The sequence below is a fragment of the Secundilactobacillus angelensis genome (assembly GCF_012641075.1).
Classification (GTDB): Bacteria; Bacillota; Bacilli; order Lactobacillales; family Lactobacillaceae; genus Secundilactobacillus; species Secundilactobacillus angelensis.
The window spans coordinates 47,066-64,267 of sequence record NZ_JAAXLJ010000004.1; the positions used below are offsets into that span (position 1 = coordinate 47,066).

The 17,202-nt window shown below is 46.0% G+C and carries 17 protein-coding genes; 5 read left to right on the plus strand and 12 right to left on the minus strand.

The genetic code is table 11. The features are described 5' to 3' along the window. Positions 1–9 precede the first annotated feature (9 nt). The 7 genes from HC026_RS03010 to HC026_RS03040 all read right to left on the minus strand — a co-directional run bounded on the left by HC026_RS03010 (position 10) and on the right by HC026_RS03040 (position 5,970). Positions 10–999, minus strand: coding sequence for a FecCD family ABC transporter permease (locus tag HC026_RS03010; RefSeq protein WP_168924513.1), 990 nt, complete (start codon positions 997–999; stop codon positions 10–12). After that, positions 996–1,976, minus strand: coding sequence for an iron ABC transporter permease (locus HC026_RS03015; RefSeq protein ID WP_168924514.1), 981 nt, complete (start codon positions 1,974–1,976; stop codon positions 996–998). The genes HC026_RS03010 and HC026_RS03015 overlap by 4 nt, the downstream gene beginning before the upstream one ends. Further along, positions 1,973–2,773, minus strand: coding sequence for an ABC transporter ATP-binding protein (locus HC026_RS03020; RefSeq protein ID WP_168924515.1), 801 nt, complete (start codon positions 2,771–2,773; stop codon positions 1,973–1,975). The genes HC026_RS03015 and HC026_RS03020 overlap by 4 nt, the downstream gene beginning before the upstream one ends. A 432-nt stretch (positions 2,774–3,205) precedes the next feature. Further along, complete coding sequence (gene ahpF, locus HC026_RS03025; protein WP_168924516.1) at positions 3,206–4,759, minus strand: alkyl hydroperoxide reductase subunit F; 1,554 nt, start codon at positions 4,757–4,759, stop codon at positions 3,206–3,208. Then, complete coding sequence (gene ahpC, locus HC026_RS03030; protein ID WP_168924517.1) at positions 4,759–5,322, minus strand: alkyl hydroperoxide reductase subunit C; 564 nt, start codon at positions 5,320–5,322, stop codon at positions 4,759–4,761. Before ahpC ends, ahpF begins: the two co-directional genes overlap by 1 nt. Positions 5,323–5,557: 235 nt before the next feature. Further along, the gene (locus HC026_RS03035) at positions 5,558–5,698 is read right to left on the minus strand and encodes a hypothetical protein (RefSeq protein ID WP_168924518.1); all 141 of its coding nucleotides are present in this window, start codon (positions 5,696–5,698) and stop codon (positions 5,558–5,560) included. A 17-nt stretch (positions 5,699–5,715) separates the two neighbouring features. Then, on the minus strand, positions 5,716–5,970 hold the full coding sequence (locus HC026_RS03040; RefSeq protein WP_168924519.1) for a GlsB/YeaQ/YmgE family stress response membrane protein: 255 nt from the start codon (positions 5,968–5,970) through the stop codon (positions 5,716–5,718). Between the two features lie 213 nt (positions 5,971–6,183). Here HC026_RS03040 and HC026_RS03045 point away from each other — a divergent pair, with 213 nt between their 5' ends. Further along, the gene (locus HC026_RS03045; RefSeq protein ID WP_168924520.1) at positions 6,184–8,706 is read left to right on the plus strand and encodes an excinuclease ABC subunit UvrA; all 2,523 of its coding nucleotides are present in this window, start codon (positions 6,184–6,186) and stop codon (positions 8,704–8,706) included. Between the two features lie 160 nt (positions 8,707–8,866). On the opposite strand, the gene HC026_RS03050 is transcribed toward HC026_RS03045, so the two are convergent. Further along, entirely contained in the window at positions 8,867–9,019 is a 153-nt protein-coding gene (locus HC026_RS03050) for a hypothetical protein (RefSeq protein ID WP_168924521.1), read from the minus strand. A gap of 640 nt (positions 9,020–9,659) precedes the next feature. On the opposite strand from HC026_RS03050, the gene abc-f reads away from it, so the two are divergent. After that, the gene (gene abc-f, locus HC026_RS03055) at positions 9,660–11,150 is read left to right on the plus strand and encodes a ribosomal protection-like ABC-F family protein (protein ID WP_168924522.1); all 1,491 of its coding nucleotides are present in this window, start codon (positions 9,660–9,662) and stop codon (positions 11,148–11,150) included. A 60-nt stretch (positions 11,151–11,210) separates the two neighbouring features. After that, positions 11,211–11,600, plus strand: coding sequence for an iron chaperone (locus tag HC026_RS03060; RefSeq protein WP_168924523.1), 390 nt, complete (start codon positions 11,211–11,213; stop codon positions 11,598–11,600). A 56-nt stretch (positions 11,601–11,656) separates the two neighbouring features. On the opposite strand, the gene HC026_RS03065 is transcribed toward HC026_RS03060, so the two are convergent. Continuing rightward, on the minus strand, positions 11,657–12,205 hold the full coding sequence (locus HC026_RS03065) for a TetR/AcrR family transcriptional regulator (RefSeq protein ID WP_168924524.1): 549 nt from the start codon (positions 12,203–12,205) through the stop codon (positions 11,657–11,659). Positions 12,206–12,506: 301 nt separating this feature from the next. Between HC026_RS03065 and HC026_RS03070 the strand changes: the two genes are divergently transcribed. Beyond that, positions 12,507–13,334 carry an undecaprenyl-diphosphate phosphatase gene (locus HC026_RS03070; protein WP_168924525.1) on the plus strand — a complete coding sequence of 276 codons (828 nt, stop codon included), beginning with the start codon at positions 12,507–12,509 and terminating at the stop codon, positions 13,332–13,334. 77 nt (positions 13,335–13,411) lie between these two features. Beyond that, entirely contained in the window at positions 13,412–13,807 is a 396-nt protein-coding gene (locus HC026_RS03075; RefSeq protein ID WP_168924526.1) for an iron-sulfur cluster biosynthesis family protein, read from the plus strand. A gap of 147 nt (positions 13,808–13,954) precedes the next feature. Here HC026_RS03075 and HC026_RS03080 read toward each other — a convergent pair whose 3' ends face one another. The 3 genes from HC026_RS03080 to HC026_RS03090 form a co-directional block, all read right to left on the minus strand. Then, on the minus strand, positions 13,955–15,115 hold the full coding sequence (locus HC026_RS03080) for a MalY/PatB family protein (RefSeq protein ID WP_168924527.1): 1,161 nt from the start codon (positions 15,113–15,115) through the stop codon (positions 13,955–13,957). Beyond that, the gene (locus HC026_RS03085) at positions 15,112–15,963 is read right to left on the minus strand and encodes a DUF3737 family protein (RefSeq protein ID WP_168924528.1); all 852 of its coding nucleotides are present in this window, start codon (positions 15,961–15,963) and stop codon (positions 15,112–15,114) included. Before HC026_RS03085 ends, HC026_RS03080 begins: the two co-directional genes overlap by 4 nt. A gap of 192 nt (positions 15,964–16,155) precedes the next feature. Beyond that, positions 16,156–16,986, minus strand: coding sequence for an SDR family NAD(P)-dependent oxidoreductase (locus HC026_RS03090; protein WP_168924529.1), 831 nt, complete (start codon positions 16,984–16,986; stop codon positions 16,156–16,158). Positions 16,987–17,202 lie beyond the last annotated feature (216 nt).

Below are 17,202 nucleotides of genomic sequence, written 5' to 3' on the forward strand. Positions count from 1 at the left end.
TTCTCCAAATTATTGCGTGATTTTTTGCCAACTAAACAGTTGCAAAATAAAGTACGGCATTGTCACTACTGCCACAATTAGACCCACAGGTAGTGTGACCTTGCCAAATGCATTATTAGCGACCACATCCGCTAACATCATCAAACTAGTTCCTAACAGCCAGCTCAAAGGCAGCATCACTCGGATACGCTGACCCACCAGCCGTTTAGCAATATTAGGGGCCATCAGACCCACAAAACTAATGGCGCCACCCACTGAAACCGCCACGGTAGCCAAGCCAACAGCCAGCAGTAATAACGTGCGCTGACCTACGCGAACGTTCACTCCAATGCCCATTGCCATTTCACTACCAAGGGTCAGGCTGCTCAGGACCGGAGCTAAGAGTACCGTTATCAGCAGCAATATCATGTACGCCACGCCATTGATGGATAAAAAATGAGCATCTAGATTCCAAAAACTGCCGCTAAGCCAGATTAGCGCCTTGTCGAAGCTAAATTGGTTCATCTGCATTTCTAAAATTAAAATTAAGCCGTTCATCACTGCGGTTAACGCCACACCGCCTAACAGCACCTGAATCGTTGAGTCATGGCGATTGGCAAGCATCACAAGCAAACAACTGATCATCGCGCCAATCAAGGTTGCGAGCGGCAGCAATTTCATACTGGTACTGATTGCGGTGAGCACCACGGCACCTAAACTGGCCCCAGCGTTAATTCCCAAAATACTACTATCAGCCAAAGAATTTCCCGTAGTGACCTGCAGGATCAGTCCGCTAACGGCTAAAGCGCCACCAGTAATCAACGCAGCAATGAGATTAGGGAATCGCAGCTGCCACACTACAAAATTAGCGGTGTAATCACGATTAACTCCTAATAGCGTGCTGACCACCTGACCAAAACTGAGCTGAATGTCGCCAACCGACAGCAACAGCAACATGGCCAAAATAAACAAACAGCCACTTAAAAACAGGATCCACCCGTTTCGATATTTTATGGTCATACCTTCACCACCTGACGTCCAAAGACCACCATGACAAACAACAGGCAGCCCCCAAACAGAGCGCTTAAAGCCGCCATCGGTAACTCAACGGACGGTACCGCCGCTTTCGCAATCAAATCTGCCGTGGTCATAAAAACACCACCGGCTAATAGCGTCACACCAAAGTTTTGTTTAAATGACCCCGGCCGAATCGCAGACATGAGTTGAGGAATCCCTAAGCCGACAAAGCCGATGTTACCGCCAACCGCAACGGCTGCAGCAGTGGCTAGAACGATCAATCCGGCAGCCACTTGCCACAACAATCCAGTGGAAACACCCAATCCACGGGTGGTCTGCTGATCCATGGCGAGTAAGGTAAACCCACTTTGAAACCGCCACACGCCAAAAACAACGATGACCAACACGATTGCCAGTAATTTATCTTGCCCATATGTACTGCTACTAAAACCACCGACCAGTAAATTACGATACTGTTCAGTCGTATTGGTCATCACACTGATTGCATACGAAATGCAACTAATAAAACCGGAAAAAACGGTCCCACCTAAAATCAGCCGTAACGGTGCCACACCTTGTCGCGATAGCGCTAAACCCATCACGACAACAAAAGCGATAAACGCACCGGTGATTGAAAGCCAGACCGTATTAAAAATACTGCTGGAAAGGCCAGCCACACCACCAACAATCAATGCCAGATTGGCACCGGCATTGATGCCTAAAATCGACGGATCCGCGATCGGATTGTGAGACAACGTTTGCAGTAAAAGACCACTGACGGCTAATAATGCGCCAACCATGACACTGGCCAACATTCGCGGTACTCGCATGTCCCAAATCACCTTGCCAGAGAGCGTCTGCGTACCTGACCAAAGTTCAGAAAGCAGATACCAGCGACTGCCACCCAAGACATTTGCCACCATAACAATCACCAATAAACCGACTAAGATGGCCGCTAAATGACGTTGCCACCACCTCATGATACCACCTCTAGCGGATGACAATTCAGCATCTGAGGGCAATCCTGATTTTGATCATAAGTGACCTCCGCAGCAACTTGGAAAACATCCGCTATCAGCTGCTGAGTTAAAACTTCCCGCGGGGTGCCAACCGCTTTGACTTGCCCACCAGATAAGCAAATCAGATGCTGGCAGTAGGCTGCGGCCTGGTTTAAATCGTGAAGAATAATGACGATTGTTTTATTAAGTGTCTGATTAAGTTCCTGCAATAAGCTCAAAATCTGCAGCTGATTGGTGAGGTCTAGATACGTTGTCGGTTCATCCATCATCATAACGGGACTATCTTGAGCCAAGGTCATGGCAATAAATGCCCGTTGCCGCTGCCCGCCTGACAGACTGCTGACTTGCCGATTGGTAAACGTCGTTAAATGAACTGCTTCAATGGCCCCCGCAATCGCACGAGAATCAACTTTCTTGGAATGGCGCAGACCAACATGGTGAGCGTAACGCCCATAGCCCACTAGTTCATGAACGGTAATGCCATCCGGCGCTGTTGGGTGCTGGCAAAGACAAGCCACCTTTAGAGCTCGCTGTTTAGCTGTCAGGTCACTCACCGTGTGTCCTGATAGTCTGACTTCCCCTGCTAAAGGCTTTTCAAAGCCATTTAACACGTTAAATAAGGTCGTTTTGCCACTCCCGTTAGGCCCGATGAGCCCGGTAATTTTACCGGTTGGAATCTGAATCATTTGATCGTTAATAATCACGTGATGACCATACCCAGCAGAAAGATGCTGAGCACTAATCATATTTTCAGTCATGACAAAGCCTCCTAAACACCAAATAAGTCCTATATTCCAACCATCTTATATGAAAAAAGAATATTTTTAAGTAACCAAAAAGTAATTTAACTAGGTTTATTATGGCTGATAAAGAAGTTTTCATCAATAGTTTTTTAATTAAACTCTCATTTCAAGTTTGGGCAGAGATTTCATATGACGCCGGCATGTAACCGTAGGCGCCCGGGTTTTGGTCAGCTGTGAAAGTGGTGTTGGATTGGGTGACTTTCCCAATCTTACACCACGGGAAGACATTCAAGACGCGCGGGTTGGGCGTGGCTTGAATGCGAGGTGAAAGACCGCCTCTCAGGCTTTCACCGTTCCTCACAGCAGACCAAAACCCAGGCGCCGAAGGTGACAAAAAGGCCACGGTCTTCTATCAAGAAACCGTAGCCTTAATTTTAAAGTATGATATTAAGCTTTAACCGTAACCTCACGAGCTAAAGCATCAAAAGCACCAAGGGCAGCGGTAGCACCGGAACCCATGGAAATAATGATTTGTTTGTATGCGGAATTGGTGCAATCACCAGCAGCAAAGACGTTCGCTAAACTAGTAGCGCCCTTTTCGTCCACGATGATCTGACCTTGTTTATCCATATCAAGGCATTCAGATAACCAGCCCGTATTTGGAACTAAACCAATTTGAACAAAGATACCATCAACGGCTAATGACTTGGAGTCACCGCTTAAACGATCCGTGTAGACCAAACCGTTCACCCGGCCGTCACCTTCGATACTAGTGGTTTGGGCGTTAGTGATGAGGTCAACGTTAGCTAAAGACCGTGCCTTCTCGACCAGTACGGCATCAGCGCCAATCTTAGGCCCAAATTCCAGTACGGAAACGTGGCTAGCGATGCCAGCTAAGTCGATAGCGGCTTCGATACCAGAGTTTCCGCCACCGATAACGGCAACATTCTTGCCCTTATACAGCGGACCGTCACAGTGCGGGCAGTATGCCACACCCTTGTTGCGGAATTCTTGCTCCCCAGGCACGCCAATATTCTTCCAGTGTGCACCAGTAGCGATAATGACAGTGCGACCTTTCAAGGTAGTGTCGCCCTTTAATTGAACTTGAACCGGTGAACCAGCCGTTAAACCAGTTACAGTTTGGCCATCAATCAAGGTCACCTTGTATTTCGTCATTTGAGTTCGGATGTTTTGCATCAGCTGCTCACCTTCGATATAGTCGGTACCGATCAAATTTTCGATACCAACCGTTTCAAGGGGCTGGCCGCCGATATGGTCAGCAACTACCGCAGTGGATAGACCCTTACGAGCCGAGTAAATTGCGGCTGAGCCGGCAGCGGGACCACCACCAATGATCAAAACATCGTAAGTCTTGTCAGAAACATCATCGTTAACTGCGGCAACAGCAGCTTTCCCCTGTGCCTTGTTAACCAGTTGTTCCAAGGTAGCCCGACCGTTATGCCATTCTTCACCGTTCAAGAAAACGGTTGGCACCGCCATAATATCGTTGGCTTCGGCTTCATCTTGGAACATGCCACCTTCGATCATCGTGTGGGTAATGTGCGGATTCAGCAAGCTCATAATATCTAACGCTTGAACCACGTCTGGACAGTTATGACAGCTCAAGCTGGCAAAGGTTTCAAAGTGGAGGTCCTGATCAATCGCCTCGATTTGTTGACGGACTTTCTCTGAAATCTTCGGTGCGTGACCGGAAACCTGCAAGAGTGCCAATACGAAGGACTCGAATTCGTGACCTAGTGGAATTCCCGCAAATGTAATCCCAGAAGGTGCTTCGCCCTGTGCATCCAACGTGAAGCTGGGCTGTCGTTTCAAGTGCCCTTCAACAATCGACAATTTAGGTGACAAGGCCGCCACTTCGTTCAAGAAGTCGCGGACCTTAGTACCATTTGCCGAACTGCCAGCGTCTAACGTAAAGACCACCGGCTGCTGAAGCAACTGTAAGTAACTGCTCAGCTGTTGTTTTAATTGGTCATCTAACATTAAATCTTACCTACGAGATCGAGGCCTGGGGTTAAGGTTTCTGAACCTTCCTTCCACTTAGCAGGACATACTTCACCTGGGTGGGATTCAACGTATTGACCAGCTTTGATCCGGTCGATGTATTCGGAAGCGTTCCGGCCAATGCCGTCTGCATTGATTTCAAGGGATTGAACAACACCATCTTTGTCCAAAATGAACGTCCCGCGTTGTGCCAGACCGGCTTCTTCATCGAAGACGTCAAACATCTTAGCTAATTGGTGTGATGGATCGCCAATCATAGCATATTGCAATTTACCCACAGCGTCTGATTCATCATGCCATGCCTTGTGGACAAAATGAGTATCTTCAGATACGGAGTAAACTTCCACACCTAAACTTTGTAAGGTTTGATATTGATCTTGTAAATCTTCCAATTCAGTTGGGCAGACAAATGAGAAGTCGGCTGGATAAAACATCACAACGCTCCAGTGTCCCTTCAAATCTGCATCAGTAATATCGATAAATTCGCCCTTTTGATAAGCCTGTGCTTTAAATTCCTCAATCTGTTTTCCTACTAAACTCATGTTCGAAAACCTCCTTAGAATTTGCTACAAGTTCATTGTACAATGTAATGATTCTAATTTAAAGGGTAAATTAGAATATTTCTAGATTTCCGATACAGATCTGCTGTTAAGTTGTATTTTTAACTTTACTCGATTTATCAAGTTAATGATCCGCGGTATTGACTCCGCTTTCATTTTAACACCGATTTTTCACAAAACAAAAACCGCACGTCTGCCGTGCGGTTCTCATCATCGACTAGCGGTGCAGCTTCTCCTGAATCTTATCACCGATTGAGTCGACCTTTTTTGCTGCAAACACTGTGCCGCCGACTAAAACACCGCCGACAACCAACGTGCTGGCAACCATGAATTTAAATACTGATTGAATGGCATCCATAATATCAGCCACCTTTCTTAGGCATCATCTTTTCGTAGGCCAAAGATTACCGAGACAATGACGACTAGGATCACCGCGCCGATAATCGAAGGGATCAGCGCCATACCTGCTAAGCTTGGGCCCCAGGTACCTAATAACGCCTGACCTAACCACGCACCGATCAACCCGGCAACAATGTTAGAAATCCAGCCCATGGCGGCACCGTGGTTAGTGATTGCTCCTGCAATTGCGCCAATAATAGCGCCAACAATGAGTGACCATAATAAACCCATAGTAATTCCTCCTTATCGACTTGACTGACATCATTTTTCTATAATCCTAGCATAGCAAACTTCAACCACTGAATACCACAAATGTGATAATAATTCTTTTATGTAAACTATTATTTATAATTTATATTAGACGAGCCCATTCCAGATATTTCCCACGGTTACTGATTTACGTTAAAATGGAACCATTCAATTAATAGAAAGTCAGGTGCTCACGTGGTTCAACCAATTGATCATATTGAAGTTCGTGGCGGTAACGTTAATAACCTGAAAAATATCGATGTTGATATTCCGCTAAACAAGTTTGTCGCTATTTCTGGGCCTTCCGGATCCGGTAAAAGTTCCCTTTCCATGGGGATTCTCTATGCTGAAGGTTCCAGGCGCTACTTAGATGCACTATCTACCTATACACGGCGCCGCATTGCCCAGAATAAGAAGTCCCAAGTCCAATCAGTAAAGCACATTCCCTCGGCACTGGCACTGCGTCAGCGACCTAGCATTCCATCTGAACGCTCCACGGTTGGCTCGCTTACCGAAGCGTTCAACGTTGTTCGCTTGATTTTCTCACGGTTAGGTTCAGTTGTCTGTCCAAACGGTCACCGGATTCCGCCAACTATAGAAATTGCGCAAAATATGGACCTGTCTGGCGACGACATGGGCATGATTACCTGCCCAACTTGCGGCGTGCGCTTCATGGCCAATAGTGCTGAAGATTTCTCCTTTAATTCCACCGGTGCCTGCCCCACTTGCAAGGGCTTAGGCGTTGTCCGTGAACTGGATGAATCCAAGCTGATTGGTGATGAAAGTCTCACCATCGACCAAGGGGTGGTTGCTTCTTGGCATCTGCCTGGCCGTAATTTTATGCCTAAAGTCGTTGCTACGCTGGGTGTCCGTACCGACGTCCCTTACAAAGACCTCACGGATAAAGAACGTGACATTGTCTTGCACGGTAAAAAGCAGACCCATCCGGTGAACATCAGCTCCGGTACCGGCCGCGTCTTTCACATGGATAACGCGCTGTACGAAAACGCGTATGCGGCTGTTGAGGATTCTCTGGAATCAGTAACGAGTGAACGTTCGATTAGCCGAATTAATCAGTTTTATCATTTTTCAACCTGCCCTACTTGCCACGGTTCACGCCTGAATCCTGAACGGTTGAAGCAGCTAGTAGGTGGTAAGAACATCGCTGAAGTGGCCGACATGCAGCTCAACGATTTGGCCAAATGGGAAGCTGATACTAAAACGTCACTCCCCAATGACATGGCGTCCTTAGCCAAAATTCTCTTCACCGAATTAGATGATACGTTACGACCGTTGCTGGAACTCGGATTGGAATACCTCAGCCTATCACGTAGTGGAAATACCCTGTCGACTGGGGAACTCCAACGGATTCAGCTAGCACGCACCCTTCGTACCGAGACCACTGGGGTGTTATATGTATTAGACGAACCTTCCATTGGACTGCATCCCGATAACATTAAGGGGCTGATCAACGTTTTCCGCCAGTTAATTGCTCAAGGCAACTCTTTGGTAGTCGTTGATCATGAAGTTGATATTATTTCTGCAGCGGATTGGGTGATTGAGATTGGTCCCGGATCCGGTGCTGAAGGTGGCCAGGTAATCGCTCAGGGAACGCCAAATGAACTGGTCAATAATCCGAAATCACTGATTGGCCCGTTTATCTCCGGTCAATCGAACATTCTGCAGACCAAACATGCTGCCAAGACCCCCACCGGTAAGTCTACCCACGTCAAAATCAATGATCATTTCAACCTGCATCACGTTGACGCCACTTTCCCAGACAACAAAGTGACCGCAATCACCGGCTTTTCCGGTGCTGGTAAAACTAGTCTGATTATCGATTCACTGGTCCCAGCAATTCAGGCCCGTAAGAAGCAACAGAAATTACCGAAACATGTCAGTGAACTCACGACCGACTTACAGGATGTAGTGAGTGTCGATGCTAGTCCTGTGGGTAATAACGCCCGCTCAACGTTGGCAACCTATACCAATATCATGAACGCTCTGCGACACATGTTTGCTAACTTACCCGAATCAAAAGCCAAGGGTTACGGAATCGCCTACTTCTCGTACAATAATAAGCAGGGAGCCTGCCCGAATTGCGGCGGCCTAGGTAATATTACATTAGATATTCAGTATCTGCCTGACATGGAAGAAGTCTGCCCGGTCTGCCACGGCACCCGGTATAAGGATGAAATCCAGCAGATCAAATGGCAAGGTTATTCCATTGTAGATTTACTCAACTTATCGGTTGAAGAAGCGATTCCAGTGTTCAAGGATGTTCCGCGGATCGAACACCAGCTCAAACAGCTCAAGGAGGTGGGCCTTGCTTACCTTCATTTAGGTGAAAGCACCCCAACCTTATCTGGTGGTGAAGCCCAACGACTGAAGCTGGTCAGCCACCTCACCAAGAAGCAAGCAGGAACCCTATTTGTCTTTGATGAACCATCAATCGGCCTTCATCCGCTAGACGTGCAAACGCTCCTGCAGATCATCGACCGGTTGCGGATCAGCGGCGCCACGATCCTCATCATCACCCACGATGTAGACCTGATGCTAAACGCTGATTATCTGATTGACATGGGGCCTCGAGGCGGGGCTGCCGGGGGTAAAATCGTTGCTTCCGGCGCACCGCTAAAACTGGTCACTCAGCCCAACAGCTTAACCGTTCAATACTTGGCCAAGCACTGGCAGAAATTCGGGAAACCGGAAAATTAATCCCATCTTAAACCATCAACTTAATTGACTATGTCGTCTAATAGATGCTAAACTATCTATGTAAGTGAAAGGCGTTAGAGCACCTCTCACTGTAGAGCCGTTAATGACGGCTGGCTGATATTAAGTCAAAAAAGACCGCTTAACTTTGCCAAAAGTTTTGTCAGCGGTCTTTTTTGATGTTTTTCAAAAATTCCCGTGCAACCGTTACTAGATCGGTTAATTCTTCAACCAACAAGTCCACATAGTGAACTGTCAGTGTCAGACCAACTAGTAAACTGATTAACACGGAAAACAACCAAATCATGGTTGCCATCAAGGCACTCCTTCTAAAAGATGGTCAATGCAACGAATTATCATTTGCATCACCTCTTTACTTAGAATTGCCAACCGCCACTAACTTTCCTACTTGATTGATTTTATCATGGATTTTGTGTTTGGTCTGTACCATTTCAAAACTCAGACAAAATTAACCTCTTGTTCCAACTTTTCAAAACCAACTTGCTTTCATTGACCACGCGTTGATGTCCATGCTACAGTAATGATGCCAATGGTGAAAGGCGTTTGAGCACCTCTCACTGTAGAGCCGTTAATGACGGCTGGCATTGTTTATACAATCAAAAGAGATCGCTTAACTTTGCCAAAAGTTTTTGTCAGCGGTCTTTTTTAATACCCAATATTTTCTACCAGTTGACAGCAGCTAACCAAACATGTTAGTTTAATGACACTAATAAAAAGGAGGCCTCGCCCATTGAAGATCTAAGTCAACCGTTAGAACCTAGCACCGTGATTCCCATTACAGGGGAATACTGCGCAGTTCTGGCACTGACCTAGACCTTCTCTAGCGAGCCTAAACGTATGCTAACTATGCGCGAAGCACCTGGAGAATTGTTCTCAGGTGCTTTTTTGATGCCTTAAAACTGCCACGGTGCCCGCCAAGAAACTGGAGGACATCTATGTCGACAATTCAAATCACACACTTAACCTTTGCCTACCCTGGGCAAGATAACTTATTTACCAATCAAAATTTAACCTTTGATAGCAGCTGGAAGCTCGGCTTGACTGGTCGTAACGGACGTGGAAAGACCACTCTGCTCAACTTAATTCGCGGCAAGCTTAGCGGCCAAGGCACGATTGTCATGCCGCTTACACCGCTGTATTTTCCACAATCTGTTGCAGATTCTACCCAACCTGCTTGGATCGTGGCCACCGAAGCCAGCACAGCAGAATTGTGGGAAATTCAAAGGGAACTATCCCTGATGCACACTGACGACGACCTGCTTTACCGACCCTTCGAAAGTCTGTCTGGCGGCGAGCAAACGAAAGTCCTGCTTGCCGCTACCTTTGCTAGTCAGACGGGTTTCCCACTGCTGGACGAACCAACAAATCATCTGGACGTCACTGGTCGTCAGCAAATTGCTGATTACCTCCACCATGCGCAGCAAGGATTCATCGTCATTTCACATGACCGTCACTTTCTGGATGTGGCTACAGACCACACACTGACAATTGAGAAGCAGCAGTTAGTGCTGACACAGGGAAATTATTCCGCGTATGAACACGCCAAACAGCTCAAAGACCAGTCAGAATTCGCTGAGCAGGCTAAATTACGTCACGATATTGGCCGACTAAAACAAACAGCGGCTAATAAGCGTCAATGGAGTCAATCTCGTGAAGGTGACAAATACGGGAACCCGCATAAAAAGGGCAGCGGTGCCGTCTACGATACCGGCTTTATCGGTGCTCGGTCAGCACGAGTAATGCAAAAAGCCAAGAACCTGGAACATCGGATGGACAAGACCATCACCGATAAAGAAGCGTTACTGCAAAACGTCGAATTTATTGATCCATTGAAAATGAACTATCAGCCTGATCACCACGAAACTTTACTTCGTCTGAGAAACGTTCAGCTCAGCTACAATCATCGGCCACTGTTCTCAAAGCCCGTCAGTTTTGAACTCAACCGTGGTGATCGACTAGCGCTGGTTGGCCCCAATGGCAGCGGTAAGTCGTCACTGATTGCCGCCATTCTAGGGATCTTCAGAGGAGATGTGACCGGTGAAATCCAACTCACTGAAACTGCTCGTCGCAGCCTAGTCCGCCAGCACTATCCTGACAATCTAGGAACGCTGACTGAATTTGCCGAAAAACGTGGGCTGAGTTATCAAGATTTATTGAATAACCTGAAAAAATTAGGCATGCCCCGCAGCAACTTTAAAACCCCGATTCAGCAACTATCGGCGGGTCAGCAAAAGAAGGTTGAGCTAGCCGCCAGCTTAGCCACTCCTACCAGCCTGTACCTGTGGGATGAACCCGTGAACTACCTGGATATTTTCAACCAAGAACAGCTCAGCACGCTCATCCAAACCGTTCAGCCAACAATGCTGGTAACTGAACATGATCAGGATTTCATTCAGGCTATCAGCACCAAAATCGTGACCCTTTAATCATGTTGCAGGCTTGCCTGAAAACAGATATACTGGGGAAAATTATCTGGAAGTGACAGCATGGCAAAATATGACACATTAGACGAGTACATGGCTTCAATCACGAAACCCGAAAACGCGCAACAACTCAGTTCAACGCTAGACTGGATCAGCACCCAATATCCGCAGCTTGAATTACGGCTTGCTTGGAATCAGCCTATGTTCACCGATCACGACACATTTATCATCGGCTTTTCTGCGGCCACCAAAGACTTTGCGGTGGCTGTAGAAGCGCCTGTTTTCGAAAAACATTTACCCCAGATTACTGCTTTAGGCTACCGGGCGACCAAGCGCCAGTTCCACGTTGCCTGGGGAACTGAGATTGATGAGTCGTTGCTTCATCATTTAATTGACGATGCCATTGCTCTCAAGAAGAATGTGACCACTTTTTGGTTGCCTAAAGACAAGTAAAAACCTAGTACTCAGTCAGATTGGCTGATTACTAGGTTTTTTGATTGGATCAAAACTCACTTAGCTCGGGTAACGCGCTCAACAATTCCGATTAAAAATGCCCTCACTCTTAACCGATCCCGCTGGTTGGACAAGTCAGCCTGAGCTAAAACGCCAAACGTGCCATCAAGCAAAAAAGCGCTTAGCAGCATCGGGTCGTGGGCCTTTCTAATTTTATAGATAATTGGCGTTGCTGATTGGTCTTCCGCCGTAATATGGTTCATTAGCCAGGTTTGCAGTAATTTTTGAATTTCTGCATAATGCCGATTACACGGATTGACTCTCAAATGAGATAACACATCATAATTATCCATGAAAAAGTCAGCAATTTTCGCAGCGGTAGGTACCTTCCCGCCAGCGCTTTGCCAGTCTTCCAATAATTTATCGAGGACTGCTTGCGTTAGTTCAATTTTGTCGTGAAAATAACGGTAAAAGGTACTACGCTTAATAAATGCTGCTTCACAAATTTGAGTAACTTCAATGTTTTCAATCCGGTGAGTTTTTAATAAGGTCAGCATCGCACTCGTAATCTGGTTACGAGTGCGTAAGCGTGCATATGAGACCATTATTGAACCCCCCTTGGGTAAAATAAAACCTTAAACTCCGATAATTAAATTTTATAACAAGCTATGTATGGCTGTAAACGTATATGCTCTCGAAATGACTATTATATTGGCACATAAGTAATGATGTGCCGTCAAAACACACATCAAATAGCATATGTTCCTTTTATGAAAAAATATAAACATGGTTAAAACTAGGTTCCCACAACCTTTACACAAGTTTTACACATTTCAAACATTCGCTTTACAACCGCCCCGTAAAATTAACGGAAATGGCATGTTATAACGGAGGATGTTTGTTATCGTGATTGAAATATTTAAAGCTATTATTCTTGGAATTATCGAAGGAGTCACAGAATTTTTACCAATTAGTTCTACGGGACACCTCTATTTGGCGAATGAATTTGTCAAACTCAAGGAATCAACAGCCTTCATTAATATGTTTATGGTTGTCATACAATTAGGGGCCATTATGGCAGTAATCGTGCTGTATTTCAATAAATTGAACCCTTGGGCAACAGCTAAAAACCGGTTGGAGCGCCGCCAAACATGGGCGTTATGGGGTAAGGTCATTGTAGCTGTCCTACCATCTGTCATCATTGGCCTGCCACTGAACGACTGGATGGATGCACACTTGACCAGCTGGCAAGTGATCTCTGCCACTCTGATCATCTACGGGGTCCTATTTATCCTGATTGAAAACTGGAATCACCACCGCACGCCAGTCCGCACTGACTTGAACCAGCTACCGATAAAAACCGCGCTTGTGATTGGCCTCTTCCAAGTCTTGTCGTTGATTCCAGGGACTTCTCGGTCTGGCGCAACCATCCTTGGTGCCATATTGCTGGGTACCTCGAGATTCGTAGCGACCGAATTTTCCTTCTTTTTGGCGATTCCAACCATGTTTGGCGCATCACTGCTAAAGATCACCAAGTATCTGGTTCATGGCAACACTTTTACAGGTGCCCAATCAATGGTGCTATTGACCGGTGTAATCGTCTCGTTCCTAGTAGCTTATCTAGCAATCAAATTTCTGCTAGATTACATCAAGCGAAACGACTTTAAAGCTTTTGGCTGGTATCGGATTATCTTAGGATTCATCGTCATCGCTTATTTTAACTTTCTTAGCTAGTGTGCCAAATAAGCTTGTGCACAATTGATTTTACGTCCCCATCAGCGTACACTACAAGCTAAAGGAAGTGTTGTGAGATGAACGAGATTACAGTTACACCTGCAGTCGTTGACATTTTAAAACAAAAACAATTAGCTGATAAAACGTTGCTGCTGATTACTGACGATGCTGGCGGCAAGTATTCGCTCCAGGGTGGCGCTTGTAGTATTGGCACGAAGTTCACCATCGTGGTGTTAGATCAACCAGATGATGAGTACAACGTCGCACTCAAAAATAATGCTGACTTGTCCCTCTACACCTCAGATTACGACGTCTATTTTCTGGGACAGGGGTTAAAGCTGGATGTTCAAAAATCGATGATTAAGTTAACTAATAATGGTCAACTACTCGATAATAATGTGCAAATTGCCGATGGAAAAGCTATTCTAGCAGCCTTTCAACAGGGTGTTTTTGCTAATAGTGGTAATTGCTAAAGTTGTGACACAACTCGGTAGATTCCAGAATTTAACACAAATCATGCCTACCCTGGCGAACTTCGTCGGGATAGGCATGATTTGCGTTATATGGTCGGAATCCAAAGTGCCTTACCAATATAGACTTACGGCACACTCGTTTTCCATTTATTTAACTGCAGCAATACCTTGTTTCAAACGGTTCAGCCCATCCATCAAGCGTTCTTTAGGACAAGCCACGTTCATGCGGAGAAATTCACGGCCATCGCCACCGTATACCGTCCCATCTGAAAGATACAGACCGGTTTCTTTTCGAATAAATTGTTCCAGCTTGTCTGACGGCATGCCAACTTCACTCGTATCTAGCCAAATCAGATAAGTCGCGTCCCCTGCCACAGTCTTCACACCGGGGATGCTCTCTGCCACAAACTTAGCGACGGTCTGCTTGTTATCTTCGACGTAGGCGCGTAACTCATGGACCCATTGATGTCCTTGAGTGTAAGCGGCAATCGTTGCTGGCACAGCGAATGAATTAGGCTCCGCTAACTCATCCGTATTTAGCCCACGATTAACCACCGCACGTAATGCCTCATTGGGAATAATCACCGTCGCAGCATGCAAGGCAGCAACGTTAAAGGTCTTACTTGGCGAAACCGTAGTCACACTATTCTGCGCGTTAGTTTGGTTCACGGAAGCAAACGGAACATACCCCTTATCCGGCGCGGTAATATCGCCGTGAATCTCATCGGATAAGACCACCACATGGTGTTTAGCCGCCAGTTCGCCGATACGGGCTAAGGCCTCCGCTGACCAGATCATCCCAACTGGGTTATGGGGATTACATAAAATCATCATGGTCGTCAACGGTTCCGCCATTTTAGCTTCTAAGTCTTCCCAGTCAATGTGGTACGTATCTTGGTCATCCAAGACGAGATCACTGGAAAGCACGTGGCGTCCGTTGTTCAAAATCGAATTATAGAAAATGTTATAGACGGGCGCTTGAATCAAGACGTTGTCACCAACGTTGGTCAACCGTCTCACGCTGGACGAAATCGTCGGCACAACTCCAGTCGCAAAAATCATCCAGTCGGTCTCAGGCCGCCAGTCATGCTCCTGTTCATACCACGACTGCACTGCATCAAAGTAGGCTTGTGGTACTTCTTCATAACCAAAAATCCCATTATCAGCTTTTTCTTGAATCGCCGACACAATTGCGGGTAAGGTCCGAAAGTCCATATCCGCCACCCACATGGGCAGTTCGTTATCTTTAACGTCCCACTTCACGGAGTTGGTATGTCGCCGATCAATTAATTCTGAAAAGTTTGTCATGCCGTTTTCCTCCTCACATTGATTTTAATAGCCGACTTGTCAATGTCTGGATCATCCATAATCACTTCACCAATAGCCGGTGCGTTAATCACGCCGTTAACGGGATTCTTCACACTATCGATGGTCGTAATGATATCGGCGTTAATATACGTGCAGTATTCGAAGGCCAAATCGGTATTGACGAGTGAACAGTTCTCAAGTGTTAGATCATCCACGTAACACAGCCCTTGATCACTTTCAATCCAACAGTTCACAAAACGAATGTGTTTCGAGTTCCAAGCCAAATATTCGCCAACAAAGGTGGAATCGTAAACCGTTACGTTGTCGCAGTTCCAAAACGCATCGTGGGTTTCAAAGGTTGAATCATGAACTTCGATGTTTTTGCTGCCGTCAAAGGCATAGTTGCCGCTCAACTTAAGGTGGTCAACCACCACGTTCTCGCAATTCTTGCCAAAGTAATCACCCGTGGCGGTAATGTTATCCAGCTTAACGTCATTGCACCACCATAGCGTTTCGGCAGCGTTACTCATGGTAATATTGGACAACTCCGCGTGGTCAATGTGCCGGAACGTCTTAGTCGCTTCAATCATCACGTTATCCATCTTTAGATTTTTGGTATACCAGATCCCTGCGTGGGCTTCCAGCTTCAGCGTACTGCGTGAAACATTAATATCATCCGCATACCACAATGGGTATTTCCACTTAAAAATATTGTGTTCGATATTCAGATGTTTCCCGTGTTTCAGTGGCGATTCGCCATTTTGAAACGTACTGTTTCTTATGTTGAGGTCGTGAGCCTTAAACAATGCTCGTTCGCCTTCAAAGACTCGCTGATTAATTTCTTTCACAATCGTTACCTTCTCAATTTATTTCGTATAGTATATTTTAGTTTTAATTCTCGAAGTTGTCTAATCAACATCAAGCTGTCTTAATCATACAACCTTAGAGTAGGTTTAACGCAAGTGAATTTATAGTGAAAACGATAAAAAGTTCAACAACTGCCAACACACGCCAATGACAGTTATCGAACTTATTTAAGGCTATTTATTCTTTGTCAAAGCATTCACCAGAAAACTCATGCTTTCGTGATAAATGCTAGGATGATTCCGTGCCAGCCGTGACAGCAGGCGGTCTGCAATACTGTAGTAATACCGCCGTTTAGGATGGCGTTCGGTGGCAGCACGGTAAAAGACTTTTGCCAGGTCTTTAGCCGTAGCTTCTGAGGTGTTCAGCATTCCACCCAGCAACTTTCGGGTGGCGTCAGTCAAGGTGGTGTACGGTGAATCTGGTTTTAAATTGTCACTGACGTTATCCATGGCAATGTCCAACCAGGATGATTCCGTGCCACCTGGCGCAACGATCACCGAACGCAAGCCAAACTGACGAATTTCGGTGTCCAACACATCAGACCAGACGTTTAATCCGCGCTTCGTCACGTAATACCAACCGCCCAGTGGTGAATAGACGTCACCGCCAATTGAAGAATTGTTGACGATTCGGCCGGAGCCTTGTTGGCGCATTTGCGGCAGCACTAATTTTGTCAGTTCAGAGGCACCGACTAGATTAGTCTCCAGTTGCTTGTGAACCTTCTCCACGCTGACTTCTTCCAACGGTCCAAATTCACCATAACCAGCGTTGTTTAACAAAACATCTACCCGCAAACCATCGGCTAAGGCATCTTTGACGAATTGCAGTCGTGAATCGGCATCCGTCACATCCAAGTACAGGGGATGAATAACCGAACCCGTGGGAATTTTCTCAACTCGTCTTGCACCGGCATAAACTTCCCAGCCATGTTGCGCAAATAGTTGTGTGGCTGCATAACCCATACCGCTTGATGCACCCGTTATCAAAATCACTCGTTCTGCCATCTTTACGTCCCCTTTTCAGCGTCATTGGACTTACCGTTAAAGCCACTTTAAGCCGAAACGGGTTGAATTACAAGCAATGTTCTAACCGAAAAGATGATCCGTAAATTCATAACTATCACAAATTTTTAAGATTACACTTTCTTCTACTAATGCCTTAATCCTGATACATCAGCGTTTTAAAAAAATTCAAAAAGCCTGTTTACAATTTATGAAAAG

Excerpts from the sequence above, each read along its gene's own strand:
- HC026_RS03015 (WP_168924514.1), bottom strand. The coding sequence starts at position 1,976 with ATGAGGTGGTGGCAACGTCATTTAGCGGCCATCTTAGTCGGTTTATTG.
- HC026_RS03075 (WP_168924526.1), top strand. The coding sequence starts at position 13,412 with ATGAACGAGATTACAGTTACACCTGCAGTCGTTGACATTTTAAAACAA.
- HC026_RS03080 (WP_168924527.1), bottom strand. The coding sequence starts at position 15,115 with ATGACAAACTTTTCAGAATTAATTGATCGGCGACATACCAACTCCGTG.
- HC026_RS03065 (WP_168924524.1), bottom strand. The coding sequence starts at position 12,205 with ATGGTCTCATATGCACGCTTACGCACTCGTAACCAGATTACGAGTGCG.
- ahpF (WP_168924516.1), bottom strand. The coding sequence starts at position 4,759 with ATGTTAGATGACCAATTAAAACAACAGCTGAGCAGTTACTTACAGTTG.
- HC026_RS03020 (WP_168924515.1), bottom strand. The coding sequence starts at position 2,773 with ATGACTGAAAATATGATTAGTGCTCAGCATCTTTCTGCTGGGTATGGT.
- HC026_RS03090 (WP_168924529.1), bottom strand. The coding sequence starts at position 16,986 with ATGGCAGAACGAGTGATTTTGATAACGGGTGCATCAAGCGGTATGGGT.
- HC026_RS03010 (WP_168924513.1), bottom strand. The coding sequence starts at position 999 with ATGACCATAAAATATCGAAACGGGTGGATCCTGTTTTTAAGTGGCTGT.
- HC026_RS03060 (WP_168924523.1), top strand. The coding sequence starts at position 11,211 with ATGGCAAAATATGACACATTAGACGAGTACATGGCTTCAATCACGAAA.
- HC026_RS03040 (WP_168924519.1), bottom strand. The coding sequence starts at position 5,970 with ATGGGTTTATTATGGTCACTCATTGTTGGCGCTATTATTGGCGCAATT.
- HC026_RS03050 (WP_168924521.1), bottom strand. The coding sequence starts at position 9,019 with ATGGCAACCATGATTTGGTTGTTTTCCGTGTTAATCAGTTTACTAGTT.
- ahpC (WP_168924517.1), bottom strand. The coding sequence starts at position 5,322 with ATGAGTTTAGTAGGAAAACAGATTGAGGAATTTAAAGCACAGGCTTAT.
- HC026_RS03035 (WP_168924518.1), bottom strand. The coding sequence starts at position 5,698 with ATGGATGCCATTCAATCAGTATTTAAATTCATGGTTGCCAGCACGTTG.
- abc-f (WP_168924522.1), top strand. The coding sequence starts at position 9,660 with ATGTCGACAATTCAAATCACACACTTAACCTTTGCCTACCCTGGGCAA.